The 21,498-nt window shown below is 74.2% G+C and carries 20 protein-coding genes; 14 read left to right on the top strand and 6 right to left on the bottom strand.

Features of this window, described 5'->3' with window-relative positions; all coding sequences use genetic code 11:
- Positions 1-448 precede the first annotated feature (448 nt).
- Positions 449-655, bottom strand: a complete 207-nt coding sequence (locus N5I75_RS39630; protein ID WP_476685322.1) for a DUF397 domain-containing protein — start codon at positions 653-655, stop codon at positions 449-451.
- On the bottom strand, positions 652-1,524 hold the full coding sequence (locus tag N5I75_RS39625; protein WP_476685320.1) for a helix-turn-helix domain-containing protein: 873 nt from the start codon (positions 1,522-1,524) through the stop codon (positions 652-654). Before N5I75_RS39625 ends, N5I75_RS39630 begins: the two co-directional genes overlap by 4 nt.
- A 403-nt stretch (positions 1,525-1,927) precedes the next feature.
- On the opposite strand from N5I75_RS39625, the gene N5I75_RS39620 reads away from it, so the two are divergent.
- Positions 1,928-2,563 carry an ATP-binding protein gene (locus tag N5I75_RS39620; RefSeq protein ID WP_476685318.1) on the top strand — a complete coding sequence of 212 codons (636 nt, stop codon included), beginning with the start codon at positions 1,928-1,930 and terminating at the stop codon, positions 2,561-2,563.
- A gap of 220 nt (positions 2,564-2,783) precedes the next feature.
- Here N5I75_RS39620 and N5I75_RS39615 read toward each other — a convergent pair whose 3' ends face one another.
- Entirely contained in the window at positions 2,784-3,461 is a 678-nt protein-coding gene (locus tag N5I75_RS39615) for a ScbR family autoregulator-binding transcription factor (protein ID WP_476685316.1), read from the bottom strand.
- 385 nt (positions 3,462-3,846) lie between these two features.
- On the opposite strand from N5I75_RS39615, the gene N5I75_RS39610 reads away from it, so the two are divergent.
- The 13 genes from N5I75_RS39610 (at position 3,847) to N5I75_RS39550 (ending at position 16,993) form a co-directional block, all read left to right on the top strand.
- Positions 3,847-4,689, top strand: a complete 843-nt coding sequence (locus N5I75_RS39610) for an AfsR/SARP family transcriptional regulator (protein WP_476685315.1) — start codon at positions 3,847-3,849, stop codon at positions 4,687-4,689.
- Between the two features lie 101 nt (positions 4,690-4,790).
- The gene (locus N5I75_RS39605) at positions 4,791-5,750 is read left to right on the top strand and encodes an SRPBCC family protein (protein ID WP_476685313.1); all 960 of its coding nucleotides are present in this window, start codon (positions 4,791-4,793) and stop codon (positions 5,748-5,750) included.
- A complete protein-coding gene (locus N5I75_RS39600) occupies positions 5,747-7,168 on the top strand; it encodes a hypothetical protein (protein WP_476685312.1) in 1,422 nt (473 codons plus the stop codon). The genes N5I75_RS39605 and N5I75_RS39600 overlap by 4 nt, the downstream gene beginning before the upstream one ends.
- Before the next feature lie 30 nt (positions 7,169-7,198).
- The gene (locus N5I75_RS39595) at positions 7,199-8,005 is read left to right on the top strand and encodes a 4'-phosphopantetheinyl transferase family protein (RefSeq protein ID WP_476685310.1); all 807 of its coding nucleotides are present in this window, start codon (positions 7,199-7,201) and stop codon (positions 8,003-8,005) included.
- Positions 8,002-10,029 carry a condensation domain-containing protein gene (locus tag N5I75_RS39590; protein WP_476685309.1) on the top strand — a complete coding sequence of 676 codons (2,028 nt, stop codon included), beginning with the start codon at positions 8,002-8,004 and terminating at the stop codon, positions 10,027-10,029. The genes N5I75_RS39595 and N5I75_RS39590 overlap by 4 nt, the downstream gene beginning before the upstream one ends.
- Before the next feature lie 86 nt (positions 10,030-10,115).
- The gene (locus N5I75_RS39585) at positions 10,116-10,310 is read left to right on the top strand and encodes an acyl-CoA carboxylase subunit epsilon (RefSeq protein ID WP_476685308.1); all 195 of its coding nucleotides are present in this window, start codon (positions 10,116-10,118) and stop codon (positions 10,308-10,310) included.
- 51 nt (positions 10,311-10,361) lie between these two features.
- Positions 10,362-11,054: a phosphopantetheine-binding protein gene (locus N5I75_RS39580; protein WP_476685306.1), complete on the top strand. Its 693-nt coding sequence runs from the start codon at positions 10,362-10,364 to the stop codon at positions 11,052-11,054.
- Between the two features lie 23 nt (positions 11,055-11,077).
- Positions 11,078-12,778 carry a beta-ketoacyl synthase N-terminal-like domain-containing protein gene (locus N5I75_RS39575; RefSeq protein ID WP_476685305.1) on the top strand — a complete coding sequence of 567 codons (1,701 nt, stop codon included), beginning with the start codon at positions 11,078-11,080 and terminating at the stop codon, positions 12,776-12,778.
- A complete protein-coding gene (locus tag N5I75_RS39570; protein WP_476685304.1) occupies positions 12,775-13,629 on the top strand; it encodes a 4'-phosphopantetheinyl transferase family protein in 855 nt (284 codons plus the stop codon). Before N5I75_RS39575 ends, N5I75_RS39570 begins: the two co-directional genes overlap by 4 nt.
- Positions 13,630-13,792: 163 nt before the next feature.
- A complete protein-coding gene (locus N5I75_RS39565) occupies positions 13,793-14,614 on the top strand; it encodes an AfsR/SARP family transcriptional regulator (RefSeq protein ID WP_476685303.1) in 822 nt (273 codons plus the stop codon).
- Positions 14,615-15,027: 413 nt separating this feature from the next.
- A complete protein-coding gene (locus N5I75_RS39560; protein WP_476685302.1) occupies positions 15,028-16,293 on the top strand; it encodes a helix-turn-helix domain-containing protein in 1,266 nt (421 codons plus the stop codon).
- 14 nt (positions 16,294-16,307) lie between these two features.
- The gene (locus N5I75_RS39555; RefSeq protein WP_476685301.1) at positions 16,308-16,523 is read left to right on the top strand and encodes a hypothetical protein; all 216 of its coding nucleotides are present in this window, start codon (positions 16,308-16,310) and stop codon (positions 16,521-16,523) included.
- Positions 16,523-16,993 (top strand): hypothetical protein, encoded by a 471-nt coding sequence (locus N5I75_RS39550; protein ID WP_476685300.1) that lies wholly within the window; start codon positions 16,523-16,525, stop codon positions 16,991-16,993. The genes N5I75_RS39555 and N5I75_RS39550 overlap by 1 nt, the downstream gene beginning before the upstream one ends.
- A 61-nt stretch (positions 16,994-17,054) precedes the next feature.
- On the opposite strand, the gene N5I75_RS39545 is transcribed toward N5I75_RS39550, so the two are convergent.
- From N5I75_RS39545 to N5I75_RS39535, 3 genes are read right to left on the bottom strand one after another with little or no spacing between them, the layout of a single operon-like run.
- Positions 17,055-18,338: an MFS transporter gene (locus tag N5I75_RS39545; protein WP_476685299.1), complete on the bottom strand. Its 1,284-nt coding sequence runs from the start codon at positions 18,336-18,338 to the stop codon at positions 17,055-17,057.
- On the bottom strand, positions 18,335-20,182 hold the full coding sequence (locus N5I75_RS39540) for a hypothetical protein (protein WP_476685298.1): 1,848 nt from the start codon (positions 20,180-20,182) through the stop codon (positions 18,335-18,337). The genes N5I75_RS39545 and N5I75_RS39540 overlap by 4 nt, the downstream gene beginning before the upstream one ends.
- Positions 20,179-21,477: an ATP-grasp domain-containing protein gene (locus N5I75_RS39535; protein ID WP_476685296.1), complete on the bottom strand. Its 1,299-nt coding sequence runs from the start codon at positions 21,475-21,477 to the stop codon at positions 20,179-20,181. The genes N5I75_RS39540 and N5I75_RS39535 overlap by 4 nt, the downstream gene beginning before the upstream one ends.
- Positions 21,478-21,498 lie beyond the last annotated feature (21 nt).

Here is a 21,498-nt window from a genome sequence, read left to right as displayed (position 1 = left end):
GAGCCGCGCACGGCAGGGAGACCATCGCGCTCACCGACCACCGCCACCTTGCGGATGAACGCAACTTTGCTGAAGCGGACTTGCGGATAAACGCAACTTTCAGAGCCTGAATGTCGGCCGCCACCGACATCAGGTTTTGCAGAGCTGAGAGCTGTTCTTCGTCATCCGTCCGCTGCCAGTCCGGTCCGTACTCGGTCGGTGGCTGAGCAGGCTCCGCGTGCGGCACCGTCGCGACGCAAGAACGTCGCGCGAGTTGCCGCGTCCGCGCCGCGCCGCCGTGCTTCGCACATGGCCGCGCCCGAGAGGGCCACGCTTTCACGCGGTTCTCTCGGGCGCGGCGGGGGTGACCAGCACGGGCGTATCCGAGCAGTCCGTTGTGTTGTGGAGGAAGATCACGCCGGTAGTGGCCTCGGCGTCATGGCGGAGCGGAGGGTTTCGGCCTGTGTGATCAGGGGCGGAACTCGTCGGCGTTGACGCCGTGTATGAACCCGGCCCATCCTTCCGGCCCGAACACGAGAACGGGGCCGGTGGGGTTCTTGCTGTCGCGGGTCGCGATCGAGCCGGGCAGGGTGGCGACCTCGACGCATTGGCCTTCGCCGCTGCTGTAGCTGCTCTTGATCCAGCGGATGTCGGCGAGGCTGTCGGGCGTGTTCATGCTGTCTCCCATTGATGAGTGCGCTCATGCCTCGTCTTGGCGATCAGAGCAAGTGAATCGGCGGGGCTCAGGGCGCGTCCCTGGAGGTCGGTGAAGATCCCCGTGTAGCGGTCGACGTCGGCCGGTGTTTCCAGAAAGCTGTCGTTGGCCATGGAGTCGATGTAGACGATCTGGCCGTCGTCGGGATCGTCGAAGGACAGCACGACGAACGAGCCGGGCATCCCCGGATGCGCACCGACACCCCAGGGGATGACGTGTAGGCGGACGTTCGGGAGGTCCGCCGTCGCTTCGAGGTGCCGCAGTTGTTCGGCCATGACGTGTGGGCCGCCGACCTGCCGGTGCAGCGCAGCCTCGTCGATGATCACTGTGAGGTCGAGCGGGTTCTTCTTGGTGAGGACTTCTTGACGGTCGATGCGCGCCTGGACGCGCTGTTCGAGGTCTTCGGCTGTGGCGTTGGGCAGATGTCCCTTGATGACCGCGTGGGCGTACGGCTCGGTCTGGAGGAGGCCGGGGATGTAAAGGGCCTCCCAGTTGCTGATGGCCCGTGCCTCGGCTTCGAACTGGATGTAGGCGTTGTACTCATCGCGCAACGCGCCGTGGTACGGGCGCAGCCAGCCCTGTGTGTCAGCCCCCTCGTGCAGCGCCGTGATCCGCGTACGTACGTCGTCGCTGACGTCGTAGACGTCAAGCAGCGTCAGCAGCGTGCGCAACTGTGGCCGGCCTTCCGGCTTTTCGATGCGATAGAGCGTTGCCGGACTGATCCGCGTCTGTGCTGTCACGTCGTCCTGGCTGAGCCCGGCTGCCTTCCGTGCCCGTTTGAGTTCCGACGCGAGGCGGCGGAGGCGCACCGTCGGCGGCCTTGCGGACACGCACGCTCACATCCCTTCGTCCCTGTCATGAGCGGTCACGGCCGAGTGTCGCTCATGAGGGATCTGATCGCCAAGCCGATTCGCAAATGAAGGGACTTCATTTGAATGGCTTGCAGTCGATTGCCCATCAGGGCCATGCTGGGGCGCAGCGTGGAGCCCAACGTGACGGGACCGACACCGTGAGTTGCGCCTTACTGGCGAGGCTGGCGGGGCGGCACCGTCTGGGTCAGCGCTTCCGCCGCGGCTTGTCTTAGCACGCGGACCGCGCGCTCTTGGGCGTGGCACTGAACGACTGGGAGGACTGACCCTTGACCCTCGTGAAATATGTCCTTGATCGTCTGCTGCCCGGCACCGGTAGCCGCAGACACCCGGCCTGTCGGCGTTGCCGGGAGGCGAGTGCGCCGTGGATGTGACGACTTATTGGTTCCGGCACTCGGCTGAGCCGTTGGCGGTCACGCGGGGGCGACAGTTCGTGGCCCGCTGCATGGATGACTTTGGCCTCGGCCACCTGCGCGAGGACGCCGAGGTGATCGCCTCGGAGTTGCTGACCAACTCCATGAAGGCGACGGGAACGCAGGATCCGGCCCCGTCGGCGTTGATGCGCGAGACGCTGCCGCTGGTCGCTGTGCGGGTGCGCGTGTCGGGGCCGGTGGTGCTGGTTGAGGTCTGGGACACCAGCACGGTCCTGCCCAAGCCGGGGATGCCGGAGGCCGACGCCGAGAGCGGGCGTGGGCTGCCGCTGGTCGTCGCCGCGCTCAGCCAGCGCTGGCACGCCTGCCTTGACCCGTGCGGCGGCAAGGTTGTCTCCGCGCAACTGGCCGTCGTCAGGCCGTCGGTTGCACGGGCGGCACAGAATCCGGAGTCCGGGTCACCGTCGGTGGCGGCTGCGGAAGCGGTGCCGGGGTCGTTGGCGAGGCGGGTCAGGACCGCAGCGGGGGCACAGCTCCGGACGGTCGTGGATGCTCCGGTTCTGGCTCGGCTTGAGCGGCTTCTCGCGAGCAGGCTGCTGGAAGTGCGCGGCGGTGAGCTGGGGGTGTGACTGCCAGCCGGTACCGGCGCCCCGGAAGTCGGTTGTCTTTCGGGGCGCCGCCGTCACGGCGCGCGTCACGGGGTGGGGCGCTGATGGTGCTGGCCCAAGGGGCCGCGAGTGCCGCGCGGCCGAGGCAACGCCCTTGGAGGCCGATCGGCTCAACTACCCGCGTACCTCTAGTCGGCAACTGCTGCGCACGCCGAAGGCCAGGCCCGGAGTCGCCCGGGGATCAGGCCGTCAGGCTCGGGGTGTCGTAGGCGTCGGTGATGGAGGCCTCCACCTCCGCGAACACCTCCGCGCCGCGCTCACCGGAGAGGTCGATCGTGGCGAGCACGGACGAGAGCACGATGCTGGGCAGGAAGTGGCGCAGGAGCACCGACGTCCGCTGGTCGAGGTCCGCGTAGTTGCTGACGGCCTGCGACATCGAGTGCACGCCCGCGTAGGCGCCCACCAGGAGTTCGGCCGAATCGCTCGGCACGACGTGCGGCAGCAGCTCGCCCTGTGACTTGGCCACTTCGAGCAGATCGGTGGTGCCCTTGCTCCAGTCCGAGAAGAACTCGCCGCGGTTGAGCTCGGCCGCCTGCTGGTCCATGGTGAGCCGGACACCTGCCCGCACCAGCGCGTCGTGCTGAAGCCGGTAGGTCTGCAGCAGGACGGTGTCGGCGAGTTGCTGCATCTTGCAGGCGCGCTCGGGGACGGTACCCATGCGGCGTCCCTGAGCGTTCATCACGCCGTACGCGAGTTCCGCCTTCGACTGGAAGTGGAAGTAGAGGGCGCCCTTGGTCACGCCCGCCGTGCGCAGGATGTCGGTGATCGTCGCGGCCTGGTAGCCGCGCTCCTCGAACACACTCGCGGCGGCGGCGAGGATGTGCCGTCGTGTGCGGATGGCACGGTCCTGCTTGGCCATGGGATCCACCACCTCCAGATCGTGTGCCGAGGCATACCGTCGAAAAAAACCGTCAAGTTCGTATCTTAGCGGCTCCCCCGGTACCTCATCAGGGCAGGGGCTGATGAAGTCTCCGCGATCTCGTCGTCAAGGCAATGACGTGCGCTTTCGCCATCCGTGCGGGCGCCCGGAGAGGCGGACGGAAACAAACCAGGCCGTCTGGTTTGATTTTACGGTGCATGGATCGCGAAAATGTCGGGTTTACGGCGCTTCAAGGGGCCTGTCGCGCCTCTGAACCCCTCCTAGTGCGCGCCTGACGCGTTGACAAACCGCCCGGCCTGTTTTTTACTGACGACGACACAGAGGAGCGCTCCAGCGCGGAGCGGCAGGCGAACGGGGAGACCTCGTGGACATCGACGTACTCGGCACACTCGCCGTACGGGAGCATGGCGTCTCGGTCACCCCGAGCGCGCCCAAACCCCGTCAGGTGCTCGCTCTGCTCGCGCTCAACGTCAATCAGGTGGTGCCGGTCAGCGTGCTGACCGAGGAGCTGTGGGGGGTGCAGCCCCCGCGCAGCGCGCGTCCCACCCTGCAGACCTACGTCCTTCAGCTGCGCGAACTCATCGGCGCGGCCCTCGCCCGGTCCGGCGGGGACGAACTGCGGTGCGCCAAGGACGTCCTGATGACCGTCCCCGGCGGCTACCTCCTGCGGAGCGAGGAAGGCACCAGCGACGTCAAGGAGTTCGAGCGGCTCGCGGGCGCCGGGTACCGGGCCATGGACGCCGAGGACTACCAGGACGCCGCCCGGCGCCTGCGCGAGGCCCTCGCCCTGTGGACCGGGTCCGCGCTGGCCGACATCCAGGCAGGCGTCCACCTGGAGCCCCAGATCAAGCGCCTGGAGGAGAGCCGCCTGTGCGCGCTCGACCAGCGCATCGAGGCCGATCTGCGGCTCGGCAGGCACCGCGGGCTGCTGGCCGAACTGACCGTGCTCGTCAGCCGCTACCCCACGCACGAGAACCTGTGCGGCCAGTACATGCTGGCCCTGCACCGCTCCGGGCGCCGCGGCGAGGCGCTCAGCGCCTACCAGCGGCTGCGCACGACCCTGGTGCGCACGCTCGGCCTCGAACCGTCGGCGCCGCTCGTGAAGCTGCAGCGCGCCATCCTCGTCTCGGGCCCGGACACCGCCGCCGCGCCGCTGACCCTCGCCGAGCGCGATCAGAGCGCCGCCGGACTCACCCGGGCGGGCTGAGCGGCTCCGCGCCGTGGGACGCGCTTCCGCCGGGACTCGACGGACGCTCCAGGCGAGCCGCCCAGCATGACCGCACCCATGCACATCGGAGGAGGGGCCCCATGTCACGACGGTGCGGGCGCTCCGCCCGGCACACCGTGTCCGTCGGCGCTCCCGCGTCGGTCGTCTACGGGCTGCTCGCCGACGCGCCGCGCTGGCCGCTGTTCCTGGACTCGTGCGTCCACGCCGAACGCCTGGACGCGGACGCCCGCACGGACGAACTCCTCGTGTGGACCCGCACGGACGAGCAGGTGAGCGGCGCGCTGATGCGGCGCACCCTCCACCCGGCCGAGCGCGCCGTCGACTTCGAGGAGTACGCCGCCGACTCCGCGTCCGGACCCGGTCTGCGGGCGTCCGGCACCTGGAGCGTCGAGGCCGGGAACTCCGCGGGCGAGGGGCGCTGTCTCCTGACGCTGCGCTACGAGCGGCCGGACCCCGACCCGGTCGAGACGGCGCAGTACCTGGCGCGGGAAGTGCGCGGCCGGCTCGGACAGATCAAGGACGCGGCCGAACGCTGGGCCACGCTCGACGAGTCGCTGCTTTCGCTGTCCAACAGCGTCCGCGTCGACGGCTCCCCCGAGCTGGCCTACGACCTCCTCCACCGGATCGGCGACTGGCCCGAACTCCTGCCGCACGTCGACGTGGTCACCGTGCGGGAGGACCGGCCCGGGGTCCAGCGCGTCACGCTCGGCCTCGGCGCCTCGCCGACCGGCGGACCGGTCACCGTCACCTCCGTGCGGCTGTGCTTCCCCCACGCCGGCCGCATCGTCCACACGGACCACGTCGAGCACGACCTGATCGACGCGTACAGCGGTGAGTGGTCCCTCGTGCCGGACGCCTCCGGGTCCACCGTGACCAGCACGCACCACGTGCTGCTGCGGCCCGGGGCCCTGGCGCCCGGCCCGCCGCCCGACGGCGCGCGGGCCCGCCTGCGCGTGCGCGAGTGGCTCACCGCCACCGACCGGGAAACGCTCGACCTGATCAAGTGGCACGCGGAAAGCCCCGTACGCCGACTGCGATGACAACCACCGAGGACGAGGGGAGGCCGACGATGGTCCGCACGCCGTCGCCCCGGACCGCCGGACCGCGGCCTCTGGACGAGGCGCCGCCCGCGCCGCGCCTGGAAGCGCTGCTCGGCGACCCCGACGACCCCGCCAACCCCTACGGCCGCGCCGCGCTCGCCTCCGCGCACGGCCCCTCGGCCCCGGACGACGTCCTTGCCGGGGCGGTGTCCTGGAGCGGGGGCCCGCGCGCCGACGCCGACCGGCTCGTCCGCGTCCTGCGCCCCCTGCTCCGCCGCGACCTGGCGCTCGGCCACGCCTGGGCGGCCCGGCTCCTCGCCGCCGACCCGTCCCGCCCGGGCGACGGCGTCGGCGCCCTGCTGGGGCCCGCGGCGCTGATCGCGGCGACGGGCGGCGTGCTGTACAGCACCGCGCGCCACGTGGACGTCCGCGCTCCCCGCGAGCCCGCCGTGCGGCAGTGGCAGCCGGCCCTCGCCGCCGTCTTCGCCGACCTCCTCGCCTGCGAGTGCCTGACCGTGGCCGCCCTGCGCGCGCCTCGCCCTCGCGACGCGGCGGACGCCCTGCCCGCCGCGGTCGTCGGCGCCCTCGTCCCCCAGTTCGTCGGCGAACTCCTCGCCGACCTCGAACTCGTCCTCAACGAGACGGGGTTCGGCCCCGACAGCACCGAGCGTCTCGCCTTGTCGGCGGTGCGGGCGGGACGGGCCACGGCGGGCGTCGACACCAACGCCGCGTCGGCCCACCGGATCCGCCTCGCGGGGCTGCTGCCCGGCCTCGCCACCGTCGGCACGGCGGACCAAGTTCCGTACCCGTACCCGTTCCCGTACCCGTACCCGTACCTGGAACTGTTCCGACTGGACCGTCCCGCACCGGAACCCGACGCGTCGGAGCCCAAGGCACAGACGGAGGACGGCCTCTGGGGCCGGGCCCTCCTGGCGGTTCTGCCCGAACCGGCCCGCCCCGCGCGGACAGGGAAGCCGGACCCGGACGAGGCCGCGCGGACCGGGGAGCCCGACTCGGCCGAGGCCGCGCGGACCGAGGAGCCCGAACCGGCCGAGGCCGCGCTCGCGCGTACCGTGCGGCGCCTCGCCATCGAGCAGCGCGCCGTACTGCGCGCCTGTGCGGAGGACCGGGCGGGGGGACCGGCCCACCCGGCGGCCCGTGCCCTGGCCGACCGGTGTGCCACCGTGCTTCTCGCGGGCGCCGCCCTCGGGGTCGCGCGGGCCGCCGCGCGGGCCCGCGACCCCTTCCTCGGCGGCCCCGACTGGATCCTGCTCGCGCTGGAACGCCTCGCGCACCGCCTGGGCACGCCCCTGCCCGGACACCAGGCGGCGCCGCGCACCCGGGTGTGGGCCGAACTGGCCGGGCGGACCCGGCGCGGCGTCGACTGCGACGTCCGCGCCACGAAGCTGCTGTGGTGACAGGTGACACGAGTGAACCGGGAGACTGACATGACCACGCACCGGTCCGTGGCGCCGCCCGTGCACCTGCCGGGCCCCGACGCCCCCTGGGAGGACGTGCGCGAACGCGCCCGCGCCACCGGGCGGGCCGTGGTGCACACCACCTGGGGCGAGTGGCTGTACGCCGCCCTCCTCGACCCGGACCTGCGGGGGCTCCTCGGCCATGACTGGCCGCGCTACCGGCAGAGCCCCACCGCCGCCGACCGGTACACCTTCGCCGTGTCCCGCATGGTCATCAAGTACACGGCCGCCGCCGTCCTGGAGGCAGCCCCCGCCGACCTCGACCTCGCCTACCAGCCGGGCGGCCGCCCCGGCCTGCGCGGCTACGGCGAGGAGCTGCACCTGAGCCTCGCCCACACGGAGGAGCTCGTCGTCGTCGCCGTCAGCACGGGCGGACCCGTCGGCGTCGACACCGAATCCGTCGAACGGCACGCCTCCTACGCGCTGTTGCGGGACCAGGTGTGCACCCCGCAGGAGGCCGCCCGGCTCGACGCGCTGGACGAGGACGAGCGCCGGGCCCGCTTCCTGCGCCTGTGGACCCTCAAGGAGGCGTACACGAAGGCGCTCGGACAGGGGATGCGGCGCCGGTTCAGCGCCGTCGGGTTCACCTGGGACGACGAGGGGCGGGCCGCGCTCGCCGGGGACCCCGCCACGGCGCGCGACTGGTCCTTCGCCACCCATCTGGTCGGCGGCCGCTATCTGGTGAGCGAGGCCCACCGCGCCCGGCCGGCACAGCCCGGCGCGCCGCGCACCCTCAGCGAACTGGTGGCACCGCCCGCCCCGCCGGCCCGCGCATGAGCGGCCACCAGCCGCACGCGGACACGGTGCCCGTCGTGCTCCACGAACCCGGCTCCACGGCACCCACGGCGCCGGTCCTGTTCGAGCTGTGCGCACCGCTCGACGCGGCGGACGCCGAAGCCGTCGCCGCCCGCCTCGCGCTGCGCCACCGCGGCTGCACGGTCTCCCTCGACGACGACGGCACCGGCCGCCACCTGCTGCGCCTCACCCCGGACGCCACCGCACCCCGGCCCGCCCGGACCTCGGCCGTCGAGGAGCTCCTGGCGGACCTGCTGCAGCCGCCGGGCGCCGAGTCGATCCCGGTGACGGGCCATCAGCGCGACCTCCTCACCGCCGCCCTCACCGGCCCCGGCGGCGCGGGCCGCCACGTCGAACAGCTCTGCTGGACCTGGGCCGGGCCCCTGGACGTGCCGCTGTTCACGGCGGCCTGGCAGTCGGTCACCGACCGGGAGGCCGTGCTGCGCGCCTCCTTCGACTGGACCGCGGCGCCCCGCCTCGTCGTCCACGAGCGCGCGACCCTGGAGATCGCGCGGTACGCCGCGGCCACCGTCGGCTGGAGCGAACTGCTGCGCACGGACCGGGAGCGGGAGTTCGCGCCGCACCGGCCGGGGCTGCTGCGCCTCTCCCTGCTCGAAGGGCCGCCCTCGGCGCGCGCGACGACCCGCGTCCTCATGAGCTACCACCGCGCCCTGCTCGACGAACGCGGCGCCCATCTCCTTGTACGGGAGTTCTACCGCGCCTACCTCGCGGACGGCTCGGTCCCCGGCGGCGAACGGCGGCCCGACATCCGCGACCACGCCGCCTGGGTCGCGGGCCGGGGCCACGACGGCGCACGGCAGTTCTGGACGAAGGCCGGGCCGCCGCGCCACACGGCGGTGAGCCCCGGGCGGCCCGGCGGCGCCACCCGCCAGGGCGGCACCGGCCGCGTCCAGCGCAGGCTGCGGCCCCACCACACGGCACGGCTGCGCGCCTGGGCCGCACTCCAGGGCGCGGGGGAGAGCAGCGTGCTGCACGTGGTCTGGGCGCTGCTGCTGTACCGCGCGGCAGGCACCCGGAGCCCCGCACCCGTCACCTTCGACGTGCACTTCTCCGGCCGCGACCTCGCCATGCGGGACGCCGCGGCCGTGCCGGGCCTCCTCGGCAGCGCCCTCCCGATGACCGTGACCGTCGACCCGGCCACCCCCGTGGAGGAACTGCTGTGGCAGGTCAGGGACGCCGCCCTCGACCTGAGCGCCTACGCCTGGGTCTGCGGCGACCACGTCCGCCGGTGGAGCGGGCGGGCGGACGATCCCCGGCTGACCGACACCCTCGTACGGTTCGACAGCAGGACCGAGCTGCCGCCCGCGCTGCTGTCCGCACTCGCCGCCCGCGACATCGAGGTGGACGTCCCCCACGAAGTGGGCGCGGGCACCGACCTGCCGGTGACGCTCGTCGCCCGGCACGACGCCTCTGGCGGCCTGCTCCTCACAGCGACGCACGACCGCGCCGAACTCTCCGACGCCGACGCCGCGCAGACCCTGTCGCAATGCGTGCACCTGCTGCGCAGCCTGTCCGAGCGGGCGCGGCCCGCCGGAACCGTCGGCGACGTCCTCGCCCTCCTCGACAGCTCCGAGGTACCGCGCGCGGCCCGGCACGCACCCGTGGCGGCGGGCGCCGAGACGCGGGTGCTGCGCCGCGGCGGACCCCGGGCGGACGTCATCTGCCTCATCACGGTGCCCGGCGTCGCGCCCGGCGCCGACGAGGCACTGATGCGCGCCTACGACGGACCGGAGCACATCGTGGCGGTGCGCCCGGGGGACCCGGCCGACGCGCTGCCCGCGGCCGTGACACGGCTCCTCGGCCCGCACGGCCGCCTGGTGGTCTGCGGCAGCGGACCCGCCGCGTGCGCCGCGTACGCGATCGGCCGCGCCAGGGCCTCGGCCGCCGCCGCCACGACCGTGGTCATGACGGGTGTCGGGTCCGCCACGAGCAGCGCGGACGCGCTCGCCCGCGCCCTGCACCTGCGCCGCGCGCGCGACGGCTGACCCGGCGCGCGCGACCGGCTCCAGCGGTACGAGAGCGGACGTCGAGCCGCGCGGTGGACGCTGGCCCCAACGCCAGGGGAGGGGCCATGAGCGACGCGCACCACGACAGGGCCGGCATCCGCGTCGAGCGGGGCCGCGCCAGCGACGAGGAGCTCGCCGCGCTCACGGTCGTCCTGCTGGCCCTGCGCGCGCGGGCTGGGCGGACCGAGCGGCGCTCCAGCGCCCGCCGCAGCCGGCAGGTGCGGATGGACGACTACCGGGCCCCGCACAGCTGGCGCTGAGCGGCCCCGTCCGTACGCAGCAGAACGAGACCGATCCAGGAGGCGTCCAGCATGACCAGCGAGCCCCGCACCCCGTGGCAGGAGGCGCCCGAGGGGGCCGCGGCCGGCGTACGCGCCGCAGTGGTGGGCGAACTCGCCGCCGTCCTGCGCGTCGACGCGGACCGGATCGACCCGCACCGGCGCTTCCAGGCGTTCGGCCTGGACTCCATCCGCACCGCCGAACTGGTGGCGGCCGTCAACGCCCGCTACGGCATCTGCGTCATGGCCGCCGCGCTCTACGACCACCCGACCCCCGACGCCCTGGCCCACCACGTCCTGGCCCAGCTCCCGGACCCGGCGCGGCGCCCCGCCGCCACGGAGCCCGAGGTCCGCGCCGCGCTGCGCGCGCAGCTCGCGGACATCCTGCGCTGCGACCCGCGCGACATCGACCCGGCCGTCCCCTTCCCCCAGCTCGGCCTCGACTCCCTGCTGGCCGGGGAGTTCGTGGCCCGCGTCAACGCCGCCTTCGGCCTCTCCGAGCGGCCCGCCACGCTCTACGAGCACCGCGACCTCGCGGCGATGGCCGCCCACATCGCGGGCGCCCCGGCCGCAGCCGCCCCGGCCGCCCCCGGGCCCTCGGCCGCGGCCCCGCCCTCCCCGTCGGCCCTCACCCCGGACGAGGTGACCGCGCTGCTCGACGCGGTGCGCGCCGACATGCTCACCGTCGACGAGGCCACCGCCCTGCTGGCGTCCCGGCCCGCCTGACCCCCGCCCGGACAAGGACCTCCATGGACACCAGGGAGATACTCACCCGGTTCAAGAGCGGCACGCTGGCCAGGGAACAGGCGGTGACCCTGCTGACCGCGCCGCCCGGCGCCGCCCCGGCCGGGAACGCACCCGCCGAGGCCCCGGCGCCGCGACCGGACGCCACCCCCGCCCCTGCCCTCGCCCCCGCGCACGGCACCCGCGAGGCCACGGCGCCGGACGCGTACGCGCTCACCGCCGTGCACGGGTGGTTCCCGCACGCGGACGGTCTCGACGCCTACTGGCGCTCCGCCGTGGACGGCGACGGCGCGCGGCGGGCCGCCGCCCTGCCGGACGCCGACCGGTTCGACGCCGCCTTCTTCGGGATCGACGCGGACACCGCGCACCAACTCGGCGCACAGGAAGGAGTGTTGCTGCGGACGGTCTGGCAGACGCTGGAGGGCGCCGGGCAGCTCGGCGCCCGCCTCTCCGCCCTCACCGCGCCGGACGGCGAACCCCGGGCCGTCGGCGTGTTCCTCGCCCACGGCCCCCTCGGCGACACCGCAGGCGCGGACTGCGGCGGGGCCCTGCCCGGCCGCCTCTCCACCCTCCTCGACCTGCGCGGACCGAGCCACTGCGTCGACAGCGGCGCGGCGTCCTTCCTCACCGCCCTGCACTCCGCGACGGCGGCGCTGCGCACCGGCGACTGCGCGGCGGCGCTGGTCGCCGCCGTCGACGCGGGCCCCGTCGCCTGCGCGGGCGCCGTGCTCGTACGGCCGCTCGACGCGGCGCTGGCGGCGGGGGACACGGTGCACGCGGTCGTGCGCGGCGGCGCCGTCGCGCACGCCGGACGCGCCACGCCCGCCGACACCGGCGCGACGCTTGCCCGGCGGGCCAGAGCGGCGGCGGGCCTCGACACTGCCGACTTCACCGCGGACATCGCCGTGTGCGAGACGCGGGACGAGGCCGGGGACGCGGGAGCCGCCACCGGATTCGCGGCCCTCGCCCGTGCCGTCCTCCAGCTCGGCCACGGCACGCTGCTGCCCGCGCCCGGCCGGACGGCAGCGGCTTCCTGGCCGCGCCCCCGGGACCCGCAAGGACATCCGCTGCCGCGCCGCGCCTCCGTCGCCGTACGCGGGGAGCACGGCACCGCCGCCCACCTGATCCTGGAGGAGCCGCCCGAGCCCCGCCTCCGGGCGCGCGACACCCCTGCCCCGTCCGGGCGGCCCGAGCTGATCCTGCTGTCGGCGCCCACGCCCCGGCACCTGGCGGCCACCGCACAGCGGCTCGCCGACCGGCTGAACGCGCCCGACGACCCCGTTCCCGCCCTCGCCGACCTGGCGACGGAGCTGCGCATCGGCCGCGCCGCCCTGCCCTGCCGACTTGCCCTGATCATCCGTACGCCGGACGAACTCGCAAGCCGGCTGACGGAGTTGACCGCCCGGCCCGACAGTGCGCACAGCGCCGACCTGCGCGGCCGCGCATCGGGCGGGCTCCTCGACGCGGAGCTGCCCGAGACCGCGGACTACCTCGCGGCCCTGCGCCGCGGCGGCCACCTGGCGGCGCTGGCCCGCCTCTGGCTCGCCGGGGTCGACGTGACGCGCGGCGAGGACACCACCGGCCACCCCGTCGTGCCCTTGCCCGGCTCGGCGCTGCTGCCGGGCCTGCCGTGCGACGCCCCCGCGACGTGCGACGCCCCCGCGACGAGCGGCGCCCCCGCGACGAGCGGCGGTTCTGCCCGATGACCCTGACCGCGGCCGAACAGCCGCACACTGCCTCACCCGCGCCCGCCGCCCAGGCGACCGCGCCCGTGAAGATCTGGCTGTGCCCGAACGAGGACCTCGCGCCCGAGCTGGCGAGCGTGCTGGCGAAGAACTGGCTCGACGAGGAGGAGCAGCGGACCGCGGGGCAGTTCCTCTTCGAGCGTGACCGGCGGCAGTACCTCGTCGCCCACACCCTGGTCCGGCGGGCGCTCGCCCTGGAGGCCGGGCTCGCTGAGGCGGAGCTGGTGATCTGGCGCTCCCCGCGCGGGCGCCCGTTCCTGCGGCCGCTGCCCGGCGGGCTGCCGCGCGGCGGCGGCCACCTGGACTTCAACCTGTCGCACGCGAACGGCTACAACCTGCTCGGCATCGTGCGCAGGCACCGGGTCGGCGTGGACGTCGAACTCCTCGGCCGGGACGCGCAGGCCCTCGACACCGTCGCGTCCACCTTCGCGGCCGAGGAGCGGGAGTGGGTCGCCCGCGCCGCGCCGGGCCGCGACCGGGACCGCCGCGTGCTGCGCCTCTGGACCCTCAAGGAGGCCTACTCCAAGGCGCGGGGCCTCGGACTCGGGCTGCCCTTCGACGAGTTCGCCTTCACCCTCGCCGACGACAGCGGTGTGCGCGGCTTCCGCCCGCCGCACGGCGACCCGTTCGACCGCTGGCGGTTCCTGGAACTGGAGCCGGTCCCCGACGTGCTGGTCGCGATCGCCGTCCCCGCCGACACCGGCGGCGACGACGAACCGGCCGCCCTCCAGCTGCACCACGGCTTCCCCTGGTCCCGTGCCGCCCCGCACCTCGTCGACCTGCCCGAACCGCTCGGCGGACCCGCCCGCTGACCGCGCCCGGGGGACAACGGCCACCAAGGCGCGTGCACTTCGGCTAGAAGGCGGCTAGAGGAAAACGCGCCGGGCGACACGGCCCCGCTAGCGTGCTCGACGGCGCGGTTTTCGGACGCCGGAAGGAACTCGGACCAGGAACGCGATGAGGGTGGAGGACGCCGTGCAGATCAAGATTCTCGGTCCGTTGAGCGCCGAGGTGGACGGCGTCTCGATCGTCCCGACGGCCGGAAAGCCCCGGCAGATCCTGTCGCTCATGGCCCTGTACCCGGGCCGCGTCATGCCCGTGCCCACGCTCATGGAGGAGCTGTGGGACACCGCGCTGCCGGCGAGCGCGCTCACGACGCTGCAGACCTACATCCTGCAGCTGCGCCGCAAGCTCGGCACGGCGATGGGCCCCGGCGGCCCGGCCGGCGTCCGGGACGTCCTCGCCACCCGCCACGGCGGCTACCTGCTGCAGATCCCCGAGGACAGCGTCGACGCCTACCGTTACGAGAAGCTGGCGCGGGAGGGCCAGGCCGCCTTCGCCACCGGGGACAACGAGGTGGCCGCCGCCCGCTTCCGCTCCGCGCTCGACCTGTGGTCCGGCGCCCCCCTCGTGGACGTCAAGGCGGGACCGGTCCTGGACATCGAGGTCAGGAGGCTGCGCGAGAGCCGCCTGGTCACCGTGGAGCGCCGCATCGACGCCGACCTGCGTCTGGGACGGCACGCGGAGCTGATCGCCGAACTGACCGACCTGACGGTGCGTCACCCGCACCACGAGGGGCTGCACTCGCAGTCCATGCTGGCCCTGTACCGCTCGGGACGGCAGGCCTCCGCCCTCGCCGCCTACCGCAGACTGCAGCGCGCCCTGGTCGAGGAGCTCGGCGTGGAGCCGTCCCCGCAACTGCAGCGCATGCACCAGGCCATGCTCGCCGTCGACCCGATGCTGGACGTCCTCGCGGGCCCGCGCAACAGCTCGACGTTCGACCTGTTCGCGGCCTGAGCACGCCCCCTCCCCGCCGCGAACCCACCGAACCCCCGGCCCGTCCCGGCCGGGGGTTCGGCGTGTCATGGCCCGGCGTGTCACGGCCAGTCGTCGTCGGACACCGTGTACCGCCGCGCGCCGCGGGAGGTGCCACCGCCCCGGAGCACGTCGCGGTGCACAGGAATCGAGTACGTCATGGGCGACCCCCGGAAGACTGGACGAGGCACGGACGCATACGCCGGCCAACGGTCCTCGAGATCCTGCCCTGATCCGCTGGACATCCGCTCGACCTCCGCTGGAGAAACACGTGAACGCGGCCCGAGGGCCGGGGCACGGAATTGGCAAACGTTTGCCCGGGTGTTGCCCGCCGCTCTAGGCTCGACGCGGTCACAGCCCGCCGCTGTGCCCGTGTTCCCGGAGGGAAGCCGCTTATGCTCCGACAGCCCGCGTTCGGCCGGCGTTTGAGGAAGATGCGCCAAGCGCAGGGACTCTCCCAGACCGCCCTGGCCGGCGACGGCATGTCCACCGGCTACCTCTCCCGCCTGGAGTCGGGCGCCCGCCAGCCCACCGCACGGGCCGTCGCCCACCTCGCCGCCCGGCTCGGCGTGCAGCCCGAGGACTTCGAGGAGCCCGCCGGCGGCTCCCTCGCCAACGCGCTCACGCTCGCCGCCTCCTCCGGCGCCGACGACGCCATGGACACCCTCCGCGACGCCCTCGCCGCCGAGGCGCACGAATCACCGGTGCTGCGCTGGCAGACCCTGTGGCAACTCGCCCAGCACCGCAGGCTCCAGGGCGACCACGCCGCGGAGCGGGCGTACCTGGACGACCTGGTCCGCCTCGGCGACGAGGTCGACCTCCCCGCCCTGCGCGTGCGCGGCCTGAACCGGCTCGCGCGCTGCCTGCGCACGCTCGGCGAGATCCCCGCGGCCCTCGACGCCGCGGGCACCGCCCACCGCCTCGCCCGGGAGAACGCCCTCGGCGTGGAGGACCGGGCCGGGGTGCTCCTCGCGCTCGTGTCGGTCGAGGCGGAGGCGGGCCGCCTGCCGGACGCCCGCGCGCACGCCGACGAACTCACCGCCCTCGTCGAGGGCCGCACGGACACCCTGTGGGCGGAGGCCGTCTGGACCGCGGCCTCCGTGCGCATCCGCCAGGGCGACCACCAGGGCGCACAGGACCACCTGGAACAGGCCCTCGACCGGTTCCCCAGCGGCGAGGACCTCGTGCTGTGGCTGCGGCTGCGGCTCAGCGCGGGACGGCTGTACCTGCTGAAGACACCCGCCGACCCCGAGGCCGCCGAACGCTGCGCCGCCGCCGCCGGACAGGCCCTCGCCTTCGTCGGCACCGACGGACTGCGCCAGCAGCTGACCGCCCTCAAGGCGGACATCGCCTTCCGCACCGAACGGTACGACGAGGCCCGCGCCCTGCTCACCGAGCTGGAGGGCAAGCCCCTGCGCATGACCTACGTCGACCAGGTCAGGCTCGACGTCCTGCGTCACCAACTCCGCCTGGCAGCGGGCGACATGACCGGCGTGGACGGACTGCGCACGCTGGCCGAGCAGGCCCAGGCCGACGCGATGATCGACCTCGCCGCCGAGATATGGCGCATCCTCGCCAAGACGCTCTCCGGGCTCCAGCACGGTTCGACCTCCTCTGCAGCGCCGACGGCCACGCTGAACGGCCGAGCAGCATCCACGTAGACGGAGGGACCTCCATGAAGCACTCCCGTACGGCGCGTACGACCGCGGGCGTCGCCGCGGCCGCCGCGCTCGCCGCCGGCCTCGTCCTCGCGGGCGGGGAGACGGCCACCGCCGCGCCGCTGTGCATCTCCTCCCCGGCGCAGCTGGAGCAGAGCCTTCAGCAGGCCGTCGCCCTTGAGCGGTCCACGGAGCCGGGTGAGCTGGCGCCCCTGACCAACGGCCGGATGTGATGACCGGCACCGAGGTGGGCGCGGGCCCCGCGTGGTGTCCGAGCGGCGTCGCCGACGCGCCGGAGTCCGTGCTCCTCGGAGTGCGCTCGGGACCGGACGGACAGGTGGCCTACCTGGCCGAACCCGTGCCGGCCGCCACCGCGCTCGGCATGGTGCCGCCGGACATCGAGCCCCGCCGGATCCTCCGGTTCGCCTCGCACTGCGTCGCCTCGTGCGCCAACCGGCGCGGCGACGACTGCACCCTGATCGAGCGGGTCGTCGAGGGGTTCCCCGAGCAGGAGGTCCACAGCCTTCCCCGGTGCCATCTGCGGGCGGACTGCAAGTGGTGGGGCCAGGAGGGTCTCGCGGCCTGCCGCCGCTGCCCCGCCGTGGCCACGCGTTTCCGCACCGACGACGAGCGGGCCGCCCTGGTCGCCGACCCGGCCGCCACCGCGGACGAGGTCGACGCCCACTTCGCCCACAGCGGCTGAGAGCCCGCCCCCGACCGCCGCCGCGCCGTGACCGTCCCGGGTCCGCCATGGACAGGGACGGTCACGGCGCCGCCGGTTCCGGTACGGGCTCCTGGTCCGCGGTCCGGCCGGCGGAGCGGCCCGACGTCAGGGTCCGCACCTGGCGGCTGCAGAGCGCCGCCGCCGTCACGCCCACCACCAGGGCGGCGCCCGCGAGGAGCGTGGCCCGCACCCCGAAATGGGAGGCGACCGGGCCCGCGGCCATCTCGCCGAGCGGCAGCGCGACGAACGAGCCGAGCGCGTCGTAGGAGTAGACGCGCGCCAGCCGGTCCGCCGGGATGTTCTCCTGCAACGACACGTCCCAGGCCACCCCGAACTGCTCAAGTGCCGCGCCGTTCGCGAACATCGCGACGCTGAGCAGCAGCGCCCCGGGCGCCTCCGCGAGCACCACGAGCGGCAGCGACTCGACCGCCACCAGCGCGACCCCGACGAGCAGGGCGTGCCGTATCCGGGACCGGGCCGCCAGCACGCCGCCGGCCACCGCGCCCAGCATCTGGGCGGCGAGGACCGCGCCCCACACCCCGCGCCCGAACGTGTCGTCGGCGACCACCGGGCCGAGCACCTGGATGCCGCCCGCGACCACCGCGTTGACGACCATGAACTGCACGACCACGATCCACACCCAGCGGCGCGCGGTGAACTCCCGCCAGCCCTCCGCCAGTTCGCGCAGTGGCCGGACCCGCTCGGCGGGCGCGGTGGGCCGCTCGTCGGCGACCTTCACCCCGGTGAAGAAGGCCGCGGCCCCGAGGAACGCCACCGCGTTGCCGAGCAGCCCCCAGCCGGGGCCGAAGACGGCGGCGACGATGCCCGCGAGCGACGACCCGGCGATCGCGCCGATGTTGGTGGCCATGCGCATCACCGCGTTGGCCGGGCGGAGCACTCCGGGCGGCACGGTCTGCGGCGTGAGCGAGGCGGAGGCGGGCAGCGACAGCGCCGCGAGCGCGCCGTTCAGGACGCTGAGCACCACGAGCAGGGAGATGGACGTCGCGTCGAGCAGCACGCTCACCGCGATGGCCGCCTGCACACCCGCCGCGCCCAGCGCCGAGCCCTGCAGCACGAGGGTGCGCCGCACGCGGTCCGCCACCACTCCGCCGACGAGCAGCAGCGCCACGTTGGCCAGCGACCGCGCCCCGACGACGATGCCGAGGTCGGTGGCCCGGCCCGTGGTGTCGAGGACGGCGAAGGCCAGGGCGACCGGTGCCATCGCGTTGGCGAAGTACACCAGCATGCGGCCCGCCGCCAGGTTGCGGAACGAGCGGTGCCGCAGGGGGGCCCAGGAGCCCGTGGTGTCCGTGGTGCCGTTCATGTGCGCGCGAGCTCCGTTCCGGCCGCCGGGGCCGTCGCCTGTGCACCGGCCGCCGGGGCGACGGCGAAGTGCACCCGTGAGACCGAGATGCCCAGGTCCTGGACCGCGTAGGGGCAGAAGTAGTAGGCCTGCGGGGTCGCGTCGGGGGAGACCGCGAGGGTGAACGTGGTCCGTACCCGCTCGCCGGGCGCGCTCGCCGCGACCCGGCGCAGCACCGGGCCCGCCTTCGCGTCCAGGTAGACCGGCAGCACGACGCCGAGGTTGATCGTCCCGGCCCGCCGCGCCACGGTCTCCACGGTGACGTCGAGGACCTCGCCCGCGACGACGGTGTCGGCGGTGTCCACCTCCAGCAGGTGCGCCCCGTCGTGGGAGTTGGCGACGTCGCCGCAGCGGGCGCACACCACCTGCACCGTGTCCGTGATCGCGGGCACCCGGCCGCGCCTGCGGTAGGCCCGCAGCGGACGCCCGCAGGCGCAGGGCGCGTCCAGGTCGTACGGGGCGCCGGCGACGCTGCGTTCGCCGAAGTAGGTGGGGAAGCGCAGGACCGGGTCGTCGTGGTGCTTGGCGAAGCGGTGGGCGAGCGCCAGGTCGAGGGAGGTGGTCTCCCGGGCGATCGCCGCCGCGGACTCGGCCGCCTCGGGCGCGGCGAGCGCCACGGTGCGCACCACGTCGTGCAGCAGCGTGTCCGCGAGGGAGCGCAGCCGGGGCCGCAGCGGATGGTCGGCTTCGAGCAGTCCGCTGTCGAGGAGCCCGGTGAGGCGGGCGCCGAGCGTGTGCACGTCGGGGCCGTCGCCGGGGCTCTGCTCCCCGGTGGGCGGGTGTGCGGCGGGCGCGCCCGAGGACTCCAGGCCGACCTGGGTGAACGCCGGGTACGGATTGATGTCGCGCAGCGCCGCGTTGACGGCCGACGCCGTGTTGCCCGCGCCGCGCGCGCCGTCCAGCCACACCAGATTCTCCGGGCGCTGCCCGTCGCAGGCCGTGAGGGTGGCGAGGACGGTCTGGGCCGGCCCGTCCAGGGCGTTGAGGAGGATCAGGTACTTGGGGTCGTACATGGCGTGCCCGGCCGTCGCCCCGCTGAAGCAGTTGGCGAGCACCAGCTCGGCGGCCCGGATCGAGCGGGCGGGGATCAGCTTGTCCATGGGCTTGGTGCAGCCCAGGCCGTAGGCGCACTTGGGTCCTGGCGCCCCGGCGGCGGCCGCGACCGGGCTCGCGCCGCACAGCGTGAACTGGCCCAGGTTCAGCTGGTCGTCCTTGCCGTTGCCGTGGAAGAGGACGCGGCGCCACACCCGGTTCAGGGCCAGGTCCTTCACGTCCAGGCGCCGCACGTCCTCGGCGCCCAGCCACACGTCCGCGCCCGCCGCGGGGGCGGCCGTGTCCAGCTCGGAGACGACACCGACCTCGGCGTCCGCCGTCACCTGCGCGTACTGCTTGGCCACCACCCAGCTCAGGCTGTGCACGTCACGGCCCGTCAGCTGGAACACCGCACGGCCCGTGGTGTGCGCGGCGTCGAGCAGGGGCTGGATCTCGTCGCCGCGCAGCCGCGCGTACGTCCCGAGGAGCAGCACCGAACCCTCGCCGGGCAGCTCCCGCGCGTCCCGTACCCAGGTGCGGGCCAGCGGCCGGGCGAGTGCGAGGAGCGCCTCGGGCAGCGCCGGGTCCAGGATCAGGCCGGTGTCGGCCGGGGCGGGGGAGCGGCGGCCGGTGTAGACCTGCTCGGCCAGCGCCATGCCGTCGAGGAGGTCGGCGCGGTCCCCGGTCCACACCGGCAGCGGTCCGCCCCGCTCGTACGCCCGCACGGCCTCGGTATAGGCGTCGAGTGCGGTGTGCGCGGTGAAGACGCTCATGACGCGGACCCCTCGCCCGCCTCGTCGGCCACGGTCAGCTCGAAGTGGCGCAGCACCGCGTGCATCCGCTTCTCCACCTCGGCGGCGGTGGCGCCCTCCACGTGGACGTAGCCGGTGGAGGCGTGCGAGGCGCGCGGCGGGTCGAGGACGTCGCCGACGGCGGCCGTCAGGTGCGCGCCGATGACGCCCGGCAGCCGCAGCAGCTCCTTCTCGGTGCTGATGTGCGTCACGCGGCCCGGCCGGGTGGGAAGCAGCAGGTCGCCGACGGCCCGGTCGCGGGTGTAGCGCGGGTGCGGCACCCGGTCCAGGTAGGTGTCGAGGATGGTGTGCAGGAAGTCGAAGCCGTAGGCGAGGCCGTGGTTCATCGGCACCTCGCAGCCGCTGAGCCGCGCCGCGACCTCGCTCATCACGAACGAGCCGTCCTCCTTGAGGAAGAACTCGCCGTGCAGATAGCCGTGCGGGATGGCGAGCCCGTCGGTGAGCCGCTGCGCCAGCTCCCGCGCGTCGACGGGGATCTCCTCGCTCGGCGCGTACGTGATGTTGGCGTTGATCTTGCCGTCGAGGACCTCCAGGATCGGCACCGGGTTCTTCGACAGGTACGCGTCCAGGACCACACCGCGCGCGATCACCGCGCAGAGCTGGAACTCCTGCCCCTTGATGTACTCCTCCGCCATCCAGTCCAGGGCCGGGTCGAGGTCGGGTACGGCGTCCAGGTCGGCCGGGGTGTCGAGGCGGTAGGTGCCGATGCAGGAGTCGGCGTCGACGGGCTTGAGGATCACCGGCCAGCCGGACGCCTCGCCGAAGTCGGCCACGTCCTGCTTGGTGGCGACCGGGCGGTAGCGGGCGTGCGGGATGCCGAGTTCGGCGTAGCGGTCCTTCATCGTCGTCTTGTCGCGGACCCAGCCGACCTGCTCCTGGCTCAGGTGCGGCAGGTCCACGAGCTCCGCGAAGCGCTGGGCGTCGGCCTGCAGCGCCTCGTTGGGGTTGCAGAAGAAGCGGGGCCGCGGCAGCCCCGGGGTGCCCTTCACCCAGCGCAGGTAGCGGGCTGCCTCGTCCTCCAGGGGAGCCGAGGTGTTCAGGGTGAACGTCGGCACGTGCGCGGTCCGCTCGACGTACTCGTCGCTCAGCGGCACGGAGTCGAAGCGCAGCAGAACGACGTCGACGTCGTCGCGGCCGAGGACGTGGTCGGTGAAGGTGGCCCGCCGGCTCTCCACGAACAGGACGGTGGGCACCGCGACCGGGGCGACGGGAGCGGCGGGGGCGGGAGCGGGGACGAGGGTGAGGGTGGCGTTCATGGTCGTACTCCAGAGTCCGGT

It is taken from the genome of Streptomyces sp. R818, assembly GCF_056172735.1.
This window is presented reverse-complemented; position numbering and strand designations above follow the sequence as displayed.

What these genes read in the sequence shown, in the direction of transcription:
- N5I75_RS39630 (WP_476685322.1), bottom strand. Translation starts at nt 655, where the DNA reads ATGAACACGCCCGACAGCCTCGCCGACATCCGCTGGATCAAGAGCAGC.
- N5I75_RS39615 (WP_476685316.1), bottom strand. Translation starts at nt 3,461, where the DNA reads ATGGCCAAGCAGGACCGTGCCATCCGCACACGACGGCACATCCTCGCC.
- N5I75_RS39605 (WP_476685313.1), top strand. Translation starts at nt 4,791, where the DNA reads ATGTCACGACGGTGCGGGCGCTCCGCCCGGCACACCGTGTCCGTCGGC.
- N5I75_RS39600 (WP_476685312.1), top strand. Translation starts at nt 5,747, where the DNA reads ATGACAACCACCGAGGACGAGGGGAGGCCGACGATGGTCCGCACGCCG.
- N5I75_RS39595 (WP_476685310.1), top strand. Translation starts at nt 7,199, where the DNA reads ATGACCACGCACCGGTCCGTGGCGCCGCCCGTGCACCTGCCGGGCCCC.
- N5I75_RS39590 (WP_476685309.1), top strand. Translation starts at nt 8,002, where the DNA reads ATGAGCGGCCACCAGCCGCACGCGGACACGGTGCCCGTCGTGCTCCAC.
- N5I75_RS39585 (WP_476685308.1), top strand. Translation starts at nt 10,116, where the DNA reads ATGAGCGACGCGCACCACGACAGGGCCGGCATCCGCGTCGAGCGGGGC.
- N5I75_RS39580 (WP_476685306.1), top strand. Translation starts at nt 10,362, where the DNA reads ATGACCAGCGAGCCCCGCACCCCGTGGCAGGAGGCGCCCGAGGGGGCC.
- N5I75_RS39575 (WP_476685305.1), top strand. Translation starts at nt 11,078, where the DNA reads ATGGACACCAGGGAGATACTCACCCGGTTCAAGAGCGGCACGCTGGCC.
- N5I75_RS39570 (WP_476685304.1), top strand. Translation starts at nt 12,775, where the DNA reads ATGACCCTGACCGCGGCCGAACAGCCGCACACTGCCTCACCCGCGCCC.
- N5I75_RS39560 (WP_476685302.1), top strand. Translation starts at nt 15,028, where the DNA reads ATGCTCCGACAGCCCGCGTTCGGCCGGCGTTTGAGGAAGATGCGCCAA.
- N5I75_RS39555 (WP_476685301.1), top strand. Translation starts at nt 16,308, where the DNA reads ATGAAGCACTCCCGTACGGCGCGTACGACCGCGGGCGTCGCCGCGGCC.
- N5I75_RS39550 (WP_476685300.1), top strand. Translation starts at nt 16,523, where the DNA reads ATGACCGGCACCGAGGTGGGCGCGGGCCCCGCGTGGTGTCCGAGCGGC.
- N5I75_RS39545 (WP_476685299.1), bottom strand. Translation starts at nt 18,338, where the DNA reads ATGAACGGCACCACGGACACCACGGGCTCCTGGGCCCCCCTGCGGCAC.
- N5I75_RS39540 (WP_476685298.1), bottom strand. Translation starts at nt 20,182, where the DNA reads ATGAGCGTCTTCACCGCGCACACCGCACTCGACGCCTATACCGAGGCC.
- N5I75_RS39535 (WP_476685296.1), bottom strand. Translation starts at nt 21,477, where the DNA reads ATGAACGCCACCCTCACCCTCGTCCCCGCTCCCGCCCCCGCCGCTCCC.